At 70.7% G+C, this 12,918-nt stretch carries 16 protein-coding genes and 1 pseudogene; 10 read left to right on the plus strand and 7 right to left on the minus strand.

Going from position 1 to position 12,918, the window contains the following annotated elements:
- Nucleotides 1–2: 2 nt before the first annotated feature.
- On the minus strand, nucleotides 3–365 hold the full coding sequence (locus ACFYRX_RS24455) for a YbaB/EbfC family nucleoid-associated protein (RefSeq protein ID WP_389103377.1): 363 nt from the start codon (nucleotides 363–365) through the stop codon (nucleotides 3–5).
- A 240-nt stretch (nucleotides 366–605) separates the two neighbouring features.
- On the opposite strand from ACFYRX_RS24455, the gene ACFYRX_RS24460 reads away from it, so the two are divergent.
- A complete protein-coding gene (locus ACFYRX_RS24460; RefSeq protein ID WP_389103380.1) occupies nucleotides 606–1,331 on the plus strand; it encodes an SLATT domain-containing protein in 726 nt (241 codons plus the stop codon).
- Between the two features lie 129 nt (nucleotides 1,332–1,460).
- Here the strand turns inward: ACFYRX_RS24460 and ACFYRX_RS24465 are convergent, their stop codons facing one another.
- The 4 genes from ACFYRX_RS24465 to ACFYRX_RS24480 all read right to left on the minus strand — a co-directional run bounded on the left by ACFYRX_RS24465 (nucleotide 1,461) and on the right by ACFYRX_RS24480 (nucleotide 4,500).
- A complete protein-coding gene (locus ACFYRX_RS24465) occupies nucleotides 1,461–3,005 on the minus strand; it encodes a PstS family phosphate ABC transporter substrate-binding protein (RefSeq protein ID WP_389103383.1) in 1,545 nt (514 codons plus the stop codon).
- 124 nt (nucleotides 3,006–3,129) lie between these two features.
- Entirely contained in the window at nucleotides 3,130–3,390 is a 261-nt protein-coding gene (locus ACFYRX_RS24470; RefSeq protein WP_389103386.1) for a hypothetical protein, read from the minus strand.
- A gap of 49 nt (nucleotides 3,391–3,439) precedes the next feature.
- Nucleotides 3,440–3,898: a MarR family winged helix-turn-helix transcriptional regulator gene (locus ACFYRX_RS24475; RefSeq protein WP_389103389.1), complete on the minus strand. Its 459-nt coding sequence runs from the start codon at nucleotides 3,896–3,898 to the stop codon at nucleotides 3,440–3,442.
- Nucleotides 3,895–4,500 carry a type 1 glutamine amidotransferase family protein gene (locus ACFYRX_RS24480; RefSeq protein ID WP_389103392.1) on the minus strand — a complete coding sequence of 202 codons (606 nt, stop codon included), beginning with the start codon at nucleotides 4,498–4,500 and terminating at the stop codon, nucleotides 3,895–3,897. Before ACFYRX_RS24480 ends, ACFYRX_RS24475 begins: the two co-directional genes overlap by 4 nt.
- Before the next feature lie 129 nt (nucleotides 4,501–4,629).
- Between ACFYRX_RS24480 and ACFYRX_RS24485 the strand changes: the two genes are divergently transcribed.
- The 3 genes from ACFYRX_RS24485 to ACFYRX_RS24495 all read left to right on the plus strand — a co-directional run bounded on the left by ACFYRX_RS24485 (nucleotide 4,630) and on the right by ACFYRX_RS24495 (nucleotide 7,560).
- Nucleotides 4,630–5,985, plus strand: a complete 1,356-nt coding sequence (locus ACFYRX_RS24485) for an aspartate aminotransferase family protein (RefSeq protein ID WP_389103395.1) — start codon at nucleotides 4,630–4,632, stop codon at nucleotides 5,983–5,985.
- A 92-nt stretch (nucleotides 5,986–6,077) separates the two neighbouring features.
- The gene (locus tag ACFYRX_RS24490) at nucleotides 6,078–6,779 is read left to right on the plus strand and encodes a GntR family transcriptional regulator (protein WP_389103397.1); all 702 of its coding nucleotides are present in this window, start codon (nucleotides 6,078–6,080) and stop codon (nucleotides 6,777–6,779) included.
- 130 nt (nucleotides 6,780–6,909) lie between these two features.
- Nucleotides 6,910–7,560: a hypothetical protein gene (locus tag ACFYRX_RS24495; RefSeq protein WP_389103400.1), complete on the plus strand. Its 651-nt coding sequence runs from the start codon at nucleotides 6,910–6,912 to the stop codon at nucleotides 7,558–7,560.
- Nucleotides 7,561–7,572: 12 nt separating this feature from the next.
- On the opposite strand, the gene ACFYRX_RS24500 is transcribed toward ACFYRX_RS24495, so the two are convergent.
- Nucleotides 7,573–7,866: a hypothetical protein gene (locus ACFYRX_RS24500; RefSeq protein WP_389103401.1), complete on the minus strand. Its 294-nt coding sequence runs from the start codon at nucleotides 7,864–7,866 to the stop codon at nucleotides 7,573–7,575.
- A 194-nt stretch (nucleotides 7,867–8,060) separates the two neighbouring features.
- On the opposite strand from ACFYRX_RS24500, the gene ACFYRX_RS24505 reads away from it, so the two are divergent.
- The 6 genes and pseudogenes from ACFYRX_RS24505 to ACFYRX_RS24530 all read left to right on the plus strand — a co-directional run bounded on the left by ACFYRX_RS24505 (nucleotide 8,061) and on the right by ACFYRX_RS24530 (nucleotide 10,926).
- Nucleotides 8,061–8,930 (plus strand): NAD(P)H-binding protein, encoded by an 870-nt coding sequence (locus tag ACFYRX_RS24505; RefSeq protein ID WP_389103403.1) that lies wholly within the window; start codon nucleotides 8,061–8,063, stop codon nucleotides 8,928–8,930.
- 140 nt (nucleotides 8,931–9,070) lie between these two features.
- Nucleotides 9,071–9,358 carry an SCO4225 family membrane protein gene (locus ACFYRX_RS24510; protein ID WP_389103406.1) on the plus strand — a complete coding sequence of 96 codons (288 nt, stop codon included), beginning with the start codon at nucleotides 9,071–9,073 and terminating at the stop codon, nucleotides 9,356–9,358.
- A gap of 27 nt (nucleotides 9,359–9,385) precedes the next feature.
- Nucleotides 9,386–9,520: pseudogene (locus tag ACFYRX_RS24515) on the plus strand (hypothetical protein); the annotation flags it as partial.
- Between the two features lie 137 nt (nucleotides 9,521–9,657).
- Nucleotides 9,658–10,023: a hypothetical protein gene (locus ACFYRX_RS24520; RefSeq protein WP_389103409.1), complete on the plus strand. Its 366-nt coding sequence runs from the start codon at nucleotides 9,658–9,660 to the stop codon at nucleotides 10,021–10,023.
- A gap of 19 nt (nucleotides 10,024–10,042) precedes the next feature.
- Nucleotides 10,043–10,558, plus strand: coding sequence for a hypothetical protein (locus tag ACFYRX_RS24525; protein WP_389103412.1), 516 nt, complete (start codon nucleotides 10,043–10,045; stop codon nucleotides 10,556–10,558).
- On the plus strand, nucleotides 10,555–10,926 hold the full coding sequence (locus ACFYRX_RS24530; RefSeq protein ID WP_389103415.1) for a peptidase inhibitor family I36 protein: 372 nt from the start codon (nucleotides 10,555–10,557) through the stop codon (nucleotides 10,924–10,926). Before ACFYRX_RS24525 ends, ACFYRX_RS24530 begins: the two co-directional genes overlap by 4 nt.
- A 30-nt stretch (nucleotides 10,927–10,956) precedes the next feature.
- On the opposite strand, the gene ACFYRX_RS24535 is transcribed toward ACFYRX_RS24530, so the two are convergent.
- Nucleotides 10,957–12,765 carry a bifunctional metallophosphatase/5'-nucleotidase gene (locus ACFYRX_RS24535; protein ID WP_389103417.1) on the minus strand — a complete coding sequence of 603 codons (1,809 nt, stop codon included), beginning with the start codon at nucleotides 12,763–12,765 and terminating at the stop codon, nucleotides 10,957–10,959.
- Nucleotides 12,766–12,918 lie beyond the last annotated feature (153 nt).

Genomic DNA, 12,918 nt, shown 5'->3' on the forward strand with positions numbered 1-12,918 from the left:
TCCTAGAACGGCAGTCCGGGGATGCCGCTGCCGCCGCCGAGCCCCTGGGCGAGCGGGCCGAGCTTCTGCTGCTGGAGGGTCTGGGCGTTCTCGTTGGCCGCCTGGACCGCCGCGACGATCAGATCCGCGAGGGTCTCGACCGTCTCTTCAACAGATGCAGCCTCCGGGTCCACCGCCTTCGGGTCGATCTTCAGCGCGCGCAGCTCGCCGGCGCCGGTGACCGTGGCCTTCACCAGGCCGCCGCCGGCCTGGCCGTCGACCTCGGTCCTGGCGAGTTCCTCCTGCGCGTTCGCCAGGTCCTGCTGCATCTTCTGTGCCTGCTGGAGCAGCTGCTGCATGTTGGGCTGGCCACCACCGGGGATCACGATCAGCTCCTGTGCTTTCCGCCTTGGTCTTCCGTCTGTCCCGAGCCTACGTGTTCCACGCAGCCGTCGCCCCGGCACTCTTTCGAGTGAGCCGATGTAGAGGCCTATACCTGATCAAGGCCCTCTTCCGAGCGGAAAAGCGACCAAAGCACCCCCTTCGCCACCCATTGGGCGGTAGGAAGGGTCCGGCACATCAGCATCAGGCGTCACGCAGGGTGACCGATCAGTAGGGAGCGCCGGGTGGGTCAGCCGGAGATGCAGCCCGAGGGCCCGCCCCAGGACGGGCAGGCCGATCTGGCCGGGCGGACGTTTCCGCTCGGGGACTGGGGCGAGCCCGCCGTGCGGCTGGACGAGCTGTACCGGTGGGCGGAGCGCGGGGCGCTGGAGACGGCGGCCTGGTATCTCACGGACCGGATGTGGAAGCGGCGGGGCGCGCGGGTGCTGCGGGGCGGGGCCGCGGCGGGCGCGGTGACCGGAGCCGTGCTGCCGTTGCTGGACCTGACGGGGGTGGCCGGGGCCGAGGTGGCGCCCTGGGGCTACCTGGCGCTGCTGCTCGCGGTGGCCTGTGTGGCCGTCGACCGGTACTTCGGGGTGACCTCCGGGTGGATAAGGGACGTGGCCACCGCGCAGGCCGTGCTGCGCCGGCTCCAGGTGCTGCAGTTCGACTGGGCCTCGGAGAGCGTGCGCGAGGTCCTCGGTCCCACGGACGGTACGGCCGCCGAGGCCACCGAGCGCTGTCTGGGTGTTCTGCGCCGGTTCTCGGAGGACGTCACCGAGCTGGTCCGTGTCGAGACGGCCGACTGGATCGTGGAGTTCCGCAATGGTTCGGCTCCGATGGGTATCCAGGGGGCGGTGACGTCCGGGGGGCGGCAGGACCCGGGGGCCGCGCAGGGGCGGTTTCCGCTGCCTCCGGGGCCGCCCGCCCGGCCGAACATGCCTCGGCAGCGGCCGCCCGAGCCTCGGTGAGGCGGGAGTTTTCCGCCCCCGCCGCCCCTTCCCGTCCCGTCCCTGGGGGCTGCGCCCCCAGACCCCCATCGGCCCGAAGGGCCTCGTCCTCAAACGCCGGACGGGCTGAAAACAGACTGGAGCGCTGAACTACTCGCACAAGCCCGCCGCCCGCCCGCACGGCAGATGTCCCCGCTCCCGGATCACGTCCTGGCTGGTGCCCTCGTCGAGGTAGGCGAGGAAGCCGGCGGTGAGGGAGCCGGGGGCGGGAGTGCGGTAGGTGTAGGCGTACTCGACACCGCGGTAGGGGTACTGGCCCAGATGGTCGGCCGAGGCCGGCTCGCCGTCCAGCGGCGCCCGGCGGACGCCCTTGTGGCCGGTGGCCAGGGTGAGTTCGCTGTAGCCGAGGGCGCCGGGCTGGGCGGCGACCTTGTCCAGCACGTCCTCGGTGGAGGCGAGTTCGCAGCGCGTGACGGGGGCGCGGGCGGCGGCGGCCACCGCCTTGTCCGTCAGCGGGTCGCAGTCCAGGGATGTCGTGGGGGTCATCTCCCAGGCGCCCGCCAGCACCCGGTCCTGGAAGATCTGCCGGGTCCCCGAGTACGCGTCCCGGCTGACCAGGACGACCGGCAGGTCGGGCAGGCGCGGGAGGTTCGCGGGGCGGGAGGCGTTCAGGTCGCTCCAGCGCCTGACCTCGCCCCGGTAGAGGCGTTCGACCTCGGCCCGGGTCAGACCTCGGGCGCCGAGGTCGATGCCGTCGTTGACGACCAGGGTGAAGACCGAGAGGGCGATCTCCTCGCCGTGCAGGCCCAGCCGGTCGCCCATCGGGCCGTCCGAGAAGGCGATCACCGAGCGCGCACCCGTCGCGGCGAGCCCGGCCACCCCGGCCTCGCTGCCGCGTGCCTCGACGGTGATGTCGGCGCCCTCGCAGTCCTTCTCGTACTCCTTCGCGAGGGTCTCGATCACCGGGGCGAAGGCGGTGGAGCCGGTCACGGTCAGGCTGCCCGTCTCGCAGCCGAGCGGGGGCGGGGTGTCGTCGCGGGCGACCACGATCGTGGCGAGGACGAGGACGGACAGGGTGAGCAGGCCCGTGAAGATCCGTGCAGCGGGGCTGAACACGGGCGGGATCTCGTCCGGGGTGGCGCTGCGGTTGGGGTGCACCTCGCCGTCCCGGATGCCGCCGATCATCCGTATCGGACGGCCCACGTCACCGCCGGACAGCAGCACCAGCAGCTTGAAGTGGTCGCCGTGGTTGAGCGGGACGCGCGGGATGCGCAGCCGGTTGCCCTCGTAGCCGAAGCCGCGCTCGGGGGTGAAGTGGTCCATGAGGTGGTCGGTGTCGACCGGCTGGGTGACCGAGACCCCGCGGACCGTGCGGTCGCTGAACACCGCGGTCAGGCCGTGCGGTTCGGGGCCGGTGTAGTCGTCGCGGTCGATGCCCTGCGAGCCGTCGTTCTCGACGCGGAGGAGGACGAGGGTGGCGTCCGACATGTCCGGGGCCTCGTCGAAGAGCCCGAGTCTGACGTTGGCCCGGCCCAGACGTACGTCGTCACCGATCGGGTTGTCCATCTGCACGCGGTACCCGATGCGCTTACGGCGCGGTACCCGGCGTTCGAACCAGACCATGACCCCGGACGCGACGATGCCGAGGAGGGCGGTCCCGACCGCCACGAAGTTCTCCGCGCTCAACCACTGCACTGTGGGTGCCCCCGCAACTCCCGCAGTTCGCTCGTACGACCACCGTACGGCCGTACGAGTGGACCTGAGGGGTCGGCGGGACGAAGTTCGCCCTGCGTTCAACCGGCGTACGCGGGAGGGGATTTCACGGTGAGACCGGTGCCGTGGGGGCCGTCGGCGCCGCGCCGGGGCCCTCGGCGTCCAGGGTGGCGTAGACGGTCCAGCCCGCGCCCACGGCGACCACCAGCGCGGCGGCGACGAGGGCGGCCGTGACGGGACGGCTGCGGTGCCCCGGCTCCTCCTTCGGTTCCGGCGCGTACGGCGTCATGTACGTGCCGGGCGAGGGGCGTTGCCGGGAGTCGTCGTGCTCGGGTTCGGCCGAGGCGTGTTCCTCCGGACCCTCCATCGCAGGCCCTCCCCCGAGACCGCACACCTGCACGACACAGGTCCAGTGTCTACGTCCGCTCCTCTCCCGTCGAGAGCTGGTCGAGCACCTTGGACAGCCGCTCCAACGTCCCGACGGCCTCGGCGAGTTCGACGTCCCCGAAGGCCTCCGCGAGCCGGTCGGCGAAGGCCGCGTGTCCCGGGTCGATCCGCCGCACGGCGGCCAGCCCCTGGGCCGTCGGCGCGAGGAGCTTGGCGCGGCGGTGGGCGGGGTTCGGCCGGTACTCGGCCAGCCCCCGCTCCACCAGCAGATCGGCGATCCGCTGCACGCTCTGCCGGGTGATGCCCATCTCCCGGGCGATCCCGGAGACCGGCAACGGCCGGCCGAGCACCGCGCCGAGCACCTGCCACCAGGCGGCGGTGAGCCCGGCGGGCCCGGCCAGCTCCTCGGCCACGCCCAGGAACTGCCCGTTGAGCCGGAACACCCCGAGCGCCCCGCGGCTGAGCAGTTCCTGTCGCTCCCGGCTCACTGTGTGGCCGCCTTCTCCAGCACGGCGTACGCCGCCGGGTCGGAGTCGTGGAACAGCCGGTACCAGGCGTCCAGCACCTCGCCTTCGTACACCCCGAGCAGGCGGAAGATCTCCCGGGCGAACGCGACGGGTTCGGTGGGCCCGGCGGTGATCAGCCCGCCGTCGGTCACGGCGTCCGCGTCGACGTACCGCGCGGCGCCGCCGTAGCCGGTGGCCGCCAGATAGAAGGACACGGCACTGGTGTGCGCCCTCTCGTCGAGCAGGCCCTCGCGCGCGAGTCCCGCGGTGGCCCCGCAGATCGCGGCGACGGGCACCCCGGCGTCGAGGAACTCCCGCGCCTTGCGGGCGAAGGGGGCCAGGTCGTCGCCGGTGTCCCAGAGGTCGGCGCCCGGGAGGATCAGCAGGGAGCTGTCGGACGGCCCCACGTCGTCCAGGGCGCACGCGGGCTGGACCCGCAGGCCCCCGATGGAGGTCACCGGTTCGCGCGAGGGGCCGACCGTACGGATCCCGTGACCGGCCCGGGCGAGATACGCCGTGGCGTGGCCCGTCTCCCAGTCGGCGTAGGTGTCGTACACGGCGAGATGCACGGGTTTGGTATTCATGACAACATGCTGTCATTCAGACAGTGTGCTGTCAATCACATGGCGCTGGACAACGTGTCGCGGAATGCCTCCGTCCACAGACAGGACGCCCATACCGGTTCCGTATCGCGGACATTTACTCTCGGGCGTATGACCCCTCAGCCAAACCCCGAGGTCGGCGCCGCCGTGAAGGCCGCGGACCGTGCTCATGTGTTCCACTCCTGGTCCGCGCAGGAGCTCATCGACCCGCTCGCCGTCGCCGGTGCGGAGGGGTCGTACTTCTGGGACTACGACGGCAACCGCTATCTCGACTTCACCAGCGGGCTCGTCTACACGAACATCGGCTACCAGCACCCGAAGGTCGTCGCCTCGATCCAGGAGCAGGCGGCGACGATGACGACGTTCGCGCCCGCCTTCGCCGTCGAGGCCAGGTCGGAGGCCGCCCGGCTGATCGCCGAGCGGACGCCCGGGGACCTGGACAAGATCTTCTTCACCAACGCCGGCGCCGACGCCGTCGAGCACGCCGTCAGGATGGCCCGGCTGCACACCGGCCGGCCCAAGGTGCTGTCCGCCTACCGCTCGTACCACGGCGGTACCCAGCAGGCGGTCAACCTCACCGGGGACCCCCGGCGCTGGGCCTCCGACAGCGCCTCCGCCGGGGTCGTGCACTTCTGGGCGCCCTTCCTGTACCGGTCCCGCTTCTACGCCGAGACCGAGGAGCAGGAGACCGCCCGGGCGCTGGAGCACCTGGAGACGACCATCGCCTTCGAGGGGCCCGCCACCGTCGCCGCGATCATCCTGGAGACCATCCCCGGGACCGCCGGGATCATGGTCCCGCCGCCCGGCTACCTCGCCGGGGTCCGCGAGATCTGCGACAAGTACGGCATCGTCCTCATCCTCGACGAGGTGATGGCCGGGTTCGGGCGGACCGGTGAGTGGTTCGCGGCCGACCTGTTCGGGGTCGTACCCGACCTCATGACCTTCGCCAAGGGCGTCAACAGCGGATACGTGCCCCTCGGCGGTGTCGCCATCTCGGGTGCGATCGCGGAGACCTTCGGCAAGCGGCCCTACCCCGGCGGGCTCACCTACTCCGGGCACCCCCTCGCCTGCGCCGCCGCCGTCGCGACGATCAACGTCATGGCGGAGGAGGGCGTGGTCGACAACGCGAAGCACCTCGGTACGGCCGTCCTGGAACCGGCGCTGCGGGAACTCGCCGAGCGGCACCCCAGCATCGGCGAGGTGCGCGGCGTGGGCATGTTCTGGGCCCTCGAACTCGTGAAGAACAAGGAGACCCGCGAGCCGCTCGTGCCCTACAACGCGGCGGGCGAGGCGAACGCCCCGATGGCCGCGTTCGGCGCCGCCGCGAAGAAGCAGGGCATCTGGCCGTTCGTCAACATGAACCGGACCCACGTCGTGCCCCCGTGCAACGTGAGCGAGTCCGAGCTCAAGGAGGGGCTGGCGGCGCTGGACACGGCGCTCTCCGTGGCGGACGAACACACGGAGTAAACCCCCCTCGCCTTCGAACGCGTAAGGTGGCGTGCTCGTAGACATATGTACGAGCACGCCATTTGCACTCGCGTGAGGGAGGCGCCCCGACGATGCCCGGCAGCAATGGCAGCGGTACCGTCACCCGCAGCACGCTGCGGCAGCAGATCGCGGACGCACTGCGCGACGAGGTGCTGGCCGGCCGGCTCCAGCCGGGCCAGGAGTTCACGGTGAAGGAGATCGCCGAGCAGTACGGCGTCTCCGCGACCCCCGTGCGCGAGGCGCTCGTCGACCTGTCCGCGCAGGGGCTCCTGGAGGCCGACCAGCACCGCGGCTTCCATGTGCACGAGTACTCGCTCGCCGACTTCCTGGGCATGATCGAGGCCCGCAGCCTGGTCACGGACGGCATGTTCCAGGCGCTCGACGCCGGGCACCGGATCTTCCAGGAGCTCGACGAGCCCCGTACCGCCGCGGCCGTGGCGGGCGTACGGCGACGTGGCGAGGAGGCCCGGCGGGCCGCCGCCGCGGGCGACCTGACCGTACTGATCGGCTACGACCTGCGCTTCTGGCGCGAGCTGAGCATCCTGTTCGGCAACCCCTACCTCGCCGACTTCCTGCACCGGCTGCGGGTGCAGACCTGGGTGTGCACGGTCCAGCACCTGCGCCGGCTCACCGATCTGCGCGGCAACCTGTGGTCCGGCCACACCGAGTTGGTCGAGGCCCTGTATCGCCGCGACACCAAGGCGGCCCGTGCGCTGCTCCTCGCCTTCAACGGCCACTATCTGACCCTCATTGAGAGCCTCGCCTCCGACTGAGCGCCCCCGGCACGGGTAAAGGACCACCACTACCCGCACGACGGGCCCCCGCGCCCGCACCACAGCGACTACCCTTCCTGACCACCGTGTGATGATGTCCGCGCACCGCGAGTATCCGAGGAGCTGTCTTTTGGCCTGTGACCTGTGGCTGGTGCCTCTCGTCGACGTGTTGTGCCACACCCCGGACAACCCGTTCGCCGAGGAACTCGCGCAATACAACAAGGTGCTCGCCGAGGCCGGGTTGCCGCCGGTGCCGGTGTACCAGTACATGCCCGGCCTGGCCGGTGAGGTCGCCCCGGTGGCCGGTTTCGACTACGACGCCCTGCACTTCCTGCGGCGCGCCTATCTGCTCCAGGTCTGCGGGCTCCCGGTCACCCCGGTCGACGAACTCGGCGGTGACTACGAGCAGTTGCTGGAGATGTTCGAGGCGACGGCCCAGCAGTCCCATCTGGTCTGGCACTACGACCACGCGGGCGCGTACGTCCCCGTCGACTTCCCGCACCCGCTGGCCAACGACGAACTCCTCGCGGGCGGCGGCCCGTTGGGCTCCTCGCAGGCCCTTCTGCGGGAACTGGAGATCGTCGCCCCGGTGATCGGCATCGACCCCGCCAATCCCCCGGCGCCGCCCGAGCCGCCGCGCGCTCCCACGGAGCTGGAGGAGCCGGCCGTGCCCGCGCCGTACGACCCCAGCCCCTTCGCCCGTGAACGCCATGTCTGGCTGGGCCTGCACGCGGCGGCCACCAGGAGTCTCGCCCAGGGGTCGATGATCATCTTCAGCTGAGGTCGGCCGAGGTCAACGCCCCAGCTGGGAGAGCCCCTTCTGGACGTCGTCGTAGTTCATCACCGGGGTGTAGCTGATCTTCGCGCCCAGGTTCATGAAGAACGGCTCGCTGATCACCGGCATCTGCGAGCTGTCCTGCATGTCGAAGAACAGGTAGGCGGTGCGCTGGCCGTTCTCGGCGGTGAAGTAGGCCGCTTCGGGCTTGATCTGTTCCAGCGACGCCTCGATCAGCTTCGGCAGGGTGCCGTGGCTGATGGCCTCGTTCGCCTTCTCCGTGTCCATGACCACTTTGAGCAGTACGCGCATCGCACTCACCTTCTCCGGATCGACACACGCCGATGCACGCTCCCAGCGTATTCCCAAATGGTCTATTTCTCCCTTTCTGCCGCCTTTCTGCTCCGGCCCTACTCCGGGGGGAGCAGCCGGACCGCCTCCCCCTGTGCGACGCCCACCCCGGGCCCTCGCACGCACCCTGGAGACATCCACGAAGGGAGACGGCGATGATCCTGGTGACCGGAGCGACGGGCCATGTCGGCGGCGAACTGGTACGGCGGCTCGCGGCGGCTGGGGTGCCGGTGCGCGCGATGACCCGGCGGCCCGCGCAGGCCCGGTTCCCCGCGAACGCGGAGGCGGTGTACGGCGACGCGGCGGACCCGGCGAGCCTGGACGCGGCCTTCGCGGGCGTGGACGGGGTCTTCCTGATGTCGGCGCAGGCGGTCGGCACCGCCCCCGAACCCACCCACGACCTCGCACTCGCCGCGGCGGCGGCCCGGGCCGGGGGCACCCCCTCCGGGGAAGCACTACGGGTCGTGAAACTGTCCACCCTGGACGGCGGGACGGGCGACGACCCGATCGCCCGCTGGCAGAGGGCGGCGGAGGCGGCGGTGACCGACCCGGCCCGCGGCTTCGCCTGGACCCTGCTGCGCCCGGGCCGTTTCATGTCCAACGCCCTGCAGTGGGCGGGGCAGTTGCGCGCCGGTGACGAGGTGGCGGTCCCCTTCGCCGACCGTCCGGCCGCGAGCATCGATCCGGCGGATCTGGCGGAGATCGCGGCACTGGCCCTGACTACCGGCGAACACGCCGGTGCCGTCCACGAGTTGAGCGGCCCCCAGTCGCTCACCCCGGTGGCGGAGCTGGCGATCCTCGGCGAGGTCCTCGGTCGCGACCTGCGCGCACGGCCCGTCCCCGCCGACGCGGCCCGCGCGGGCATGTCCCGGTACGGCTTCCCTCCCGAGGTCGTCGACGCGATCATGCGGCGCACGCTCGACGGCGACCGGGGCTCGGAGGTGCTGCCGACGGTGGAGAAGGTGCTGGGCCGCCCGGCACGGACGTTCACCCAGTGGGCGAGGGCGCACCGGGAGGAGTTCTGAGGCCCGAGGAGTTCTGAGGCGCTGGGTACCCGGCCCCCGAGGTTGAGTACCGCTACTCAGGCGGCGGGTCCCGGTCGCCCGGCATCGTGGAGACCACGGACGGGGCCCGCAGCTCCGAAACGACTTACTGGGGGCTCCAGATGACCGGCTCGCGTTCCTTCCTCAACCCGCTCTCCCTCGGCTACCTGATCGTCGTGGCCGCGGTCGTCGGCTGGGTCGGTGTGGACACGCTGTTCGTCGAGCACGCGGACGCGAGTCTCGCCGCTGTCTGGGCGTTCCTGGTCACGGCCCCGGCGTCCCTGCTGTTCGTGATGCTCCCCGACAGCCTGGCGTGGGCCGGGGTCGTCGCCGGGGCCCTGGTCAACGCGGCAGTGCTCGGGGCCGCGTACCGGAGCATCAACGGCCGCCGACCGCACCCCACGGCCTGAAAGTCCCACGCCCCCGCGACGAGCCCGGCGTCCCTGCTGTTCGTGATGCTCCCCGACAGCCTGGCGTGGGCCGGGGTCGTCGCCGGGGCCCTGGTCAACGCGGCAGTGCTCGGGGCCGCGTACCGGAGCATCAACGGCCGCCGACCGCACCCCACGGCCTGAAAGTCCCGCGCCCCCGGCGACGACCTGGCAGCCAACTGCCCGGTGGTCGCCGGGTTTTGCGCGTCACCGGTCCGGGATGATCCGCTGAACGGGTGAATCGCCGCATACGCTCACAAAAGGCTGGGCATGCAGCGCGCATGCGCCCCGTCTTGATCATCTCCGTCCTACTCGCTGCCCTCACGCCACTCGCGGCCCCGCCCGCGCACGCCGCCGCTGCCGTACCGCCCGGGCATGTCTACTTCTGGGCGGAACCGGGGCAGATGGGGCCGGGCGGCGCCTGGGACTACGCACCTCCCGGGTACAAGGAGGCCGAGCCGCGTGTGAAGCGGCACGCGTACTCCTTCGACTCGCACGCGCCCGGGACCGTGTACGCGATCAGCTTCAAGGGCGGCGGCGCCTGTCTGTACCGGGCGATCCGTCCGGACGACTACTCCGACAACTGGGCCTGGGCCACGAAGTTCGACGGGGTCAGCGACACCACGATGGGCTGCGAGGCCGGCTGACCCGCCCACCGCCGCGCCCATGCGTTCTCGTACGGCGACGGCCCTGGCCGTCCTCCTCGCTCCGCTCACCCTGCTCACCGCCTGCACGGCCCGCCCGGCGCCCAGCGCCGACGACGTCGTCAAGGCGGCCACCCGCAAGCTCACCGACGACTGCCTGACCCGCCGGGGCCTCACCGCGACGTCGGACCAACAGCACGTGTCCGACGCCCTGTTCGGCGCCGGAAAGGCGGAGCTGTCGCTCCGGCTGCCCACCGGCTACACGGTCCGCGCCCACACCGACGGCTGTCTCGCGGCAGCCGAACAGCGGCTCTACGGCGACCAGGACCGCTGGTTCCGTACCTCCGTCGTCGTCAACAACCTGGGGCCCGAGGCCGCGAAGACCGGCCGCCCGCTCTCCGAGGTCCGTGCCGCGCACCGCGCGGAGATCGCGGAGTGGCGGCGGCTGCGCGCCCACGCCCTCACCACAGCGACCGCCCTACTCAAGGGCGGCGGCAGTGCCCACCCAAGCATTACCCGTCTGAAAGGAAACTCGTGAAGCGCTTCATCGCCGTCCTGACCGCCGGACTGTTCGCCACCGGAGCCGTCCTCGCCACCTCGGCCTCGGCCCAGGCGGCGGCCTGCGGCAGCGGGAACTTCTGCGCGTGGACGGACGCCAACTTCCAGGGCCAGAAGATCGAGTGGACCGGCGACGACGGCTGGTGGGAGGGGAACATGGCCGACCAGGACTCCTCGTGGGCCAACCACGGCATCTCCGGCCCCGGCATCAAGGACCACGTCAAGGTGTACGCCTCCGCCAAGCAGCTCGGCCCCATGACCATCTGTCTGGCCCCCGGCCAGGAGGTCGGCTACAACGGCGTGGCCAACGACCGGGGTGACTCCCACATCTGGGCCACCGGCTGCTGAGACGCCGGCGGCCCGTGCGGCGGGACTCGGTCAGAAGACCGGCGTCCCGCCCTGCGTCAGCTTCCAGTTGGTGACCGCGAAGTCCTTCGGGTCCAGGGCGCCCTTCGACGTCACGTAGTCGATCATCAGCTGGCGGATCTCGTTGGTGGAGCTGTAGGCGATGTCGGCGGCCGCGATGTGCGGGTAGCCGGAGCCGCCGTTGGCCCGGTAGTTGTTGACGGCGACGACGAAGACCTGGTCGTCGGCGACCGGAGTGCCGTTGTAGGACAGGTTCTTGATGCGGGAGCCCTCGGCCGCCGCGATGTCGATGTCGTACGAGACGCCGGCCGCGGTGTCGTACATGTAGTCCCAGAAGCTGTTGGCGTTGGTCAGCGTCGAGGTGTCCACGGCGGTGCCGACCGGCACCTGGTGGTAGTACTTCGCCCCGTACTCCAGGTAGTCCTTGAGCTGGGCGCCGGTGAGCTTCTTGCCGTACAGGGTGTTGTCGTAGATGTAGAGCCCGGCGATGTCCTTGATGGTGACGCTGCCCGCGGGGATGTCGGCGGTGCGCGAGAAGGGCGCGGCGACCGAGATGAGCGGGAGGGCGGCGTCGGCGGTCGACAGGCCGGTCTTGACGGTGTCCATCTGGACCTGGTGGATGAAGTCCATGATCGGGACGTCCTTCCAGCAGGACTCCGCCGCCGAGAGGTCCTCGGTACAGGTGCCGACGGCCGTGTTGACGTACTTCACCACCAGCTCGTGGTCGGCCTCCAGGAGCTTCTTGATCTCCGGGTCCTCGTCGACCGTGTTGGGGTTGAGGGTCTGCGCGGTCTTCTTGGTGACCTTCCACTGACCGCGCACGAGCTCCAGCTCGAAGTCGAACACGCTGAGCCGGTAGCCCCAGCAGTACGGCTCGGACAGGAGGACGTCCTCGCCGGTCTCGTCGTTCTTCACCGTGTACGACGGCACCTCGACGTGGGTGTGGCCGACCAGGATCGCGTCGATGCCGGGGACCTGCTGGGCCACGAGGTTGGAGGCGTTCTCGACGTACGGGAGCTCGTCGCCGTACGACGAGGAGCCGTCGAGCCCCGAGTGGTCGGTGAGGAAGACGACGTCACAGCCGAGCGCGCGCAGCCGGGGCACGTACTTCTTCGCCTGCTCGACCAGGCCCGGGAAGACCATCTTTCCGCTGACGTTGTCCTTGTCCCACAGCGCGATGCCGGGGTTGGTGAGGCCGAGGATGCCGACCTTGATGTCGGGGGCGCCGGGAACGCAGATCCGCTTGACGGTGTACGGCTGGAAGGCGGGCTTCAGCGTCTTGGCGTCCAGCGCGTTCGCGCCGAGCAGCGGGAAGTGGCACTGGCTCTCGAACTTGCGGAGCACCTCGATGCCGTAGTTGAACTCGTGGTTGCCGAGGGCGGCGGCGTCGTAGCGCATGTGGTTCATGGCGACGGCCATCGGGTGCTTGGACGCGCCCTTGTCGGTGATCGGCTTGACGCGCGCGAAGTAGTAGGCCAGGGAGGTGCCCTGGATGATGTCACCGGCGTCGACGAGCAGCACGTGCTCCTCGCCCTTGGCCCTGCGCTGCTGCTTGATGAGGGTGGCGACGCGGGCGACGCCGACGGAGTTGCCCTTGGCGTCGGAGTAGGCCTTGTCGAGGTAGTAGTCCCAGTCGAAGACGTGGCTGTGCAGGTCGGTGGTGCCGAGGATGGAGAACGACCAGGTCTTCGGGGCCTTCGCGGGCTTGTGCTCGGCGGCCTGGGCGGCGGGTGCGCCCGCCGCCCCCGCGACGGCCACGGCCGCACCGGTGACGGCCGACTTCTTCACGAAATCCCGGCGGTTGAGGGGGCTGACGGGCATGGGCGGACTCCTGGGGAGGGCGGGAGCGAGTGTGAGCCGACAATGACTACACGCGTAGATCGTGACTGCCGACCCTCGCCGTCGAAACCAGGAGTTATCCAACTCTGGGTCAAGTAAAGGAAATGAGCGGGGTTTCGGAAAGGAGAGGGCCCG

Origin of the sequence: Streptomyces sp. NPDC005374 (assembly GCF_042872225.1) — a bacterium.
Classification (GTDB): Bacteria; Actinomycetota; Actinomycetes; order Streptomycetales; family Streptomycetaceae; genus Streptomyces.